We start from the raw sequence: 579 nt of genomic DNA on the forward strand, positions 1-579 counted from the left end.
CGTGGTCTCGGAGCTCTCGGAGCGCAGCGCCTCGACGCCCTGGAAGATCGAGAAGCAGCCGCCGGTGACGAAGATGCCGACGGCGGCGAGCAGCGCCCAGAAGAAGCGTTCCTTGCCGTAGCCGAAGGGGTGTTGCGGGTCGGCCGGTTTACGGCTGCGGCGCAGCGCGGCCAGCAGGAACACCTCGTTCATGCTGTCGGCGATCGAGTGTGCCGCCTCGGAGAGAAGCGCGGGTGAGCCCGCGAACAGTCCGCCCGCGACCTTGGCCAGGGCGATGACCAGGTTCGCGGCGAGCGCCACCCACACAGTGATCTTCGTCTTCTGGTCCTTCGAGGACTTGTGGCCCTCGGCCTGCCGGCTTGGCGCTCGCTCGCCCGACGTCGGGATGCTCGACGCTTGCTCGGTCGGCGGCTTGGCGGTCATCAGGCCTCGCAGTTCCGGGGGTCTCAAGGGTGCTTGCTGTAAACGACACGTCGTCGAGTACCCCGCGGGTGCGGCTCCAGACGTGCCGGAGCCGTCGTTGCCGAGCAGGGCCGATGGCCCGCTCTGGCCCGCACATCTCACGGTCCGGCTTCGGCG

The 579-nt window shown here is 69.1% G+C and carries 1 protein-coding gene; it reads right to left on the bottom strand.

Going from position 1 to position 579, the window contains the following annotated elements; translation table 11 throughout:
* The coding region (locus ACQKIP_RS46545) for a cation diffusion facilitator family transporter (protein ID WP_427745772.1) at positions 1–423 on the bottom strand (423 nt) is incomplete at its 3' end.
* Positions 424–579: the final 156 nt, after the last annotated feature.

Origin of the sequence: Streptomyces sp. NPDC059900 (assembly GCF_050270335.1) — a bacterium.
GTDB lineage: Bacteria > Actinomycetota > Actinomycetes > Streptomycetales > Streptomycetaceae > Streptomyces.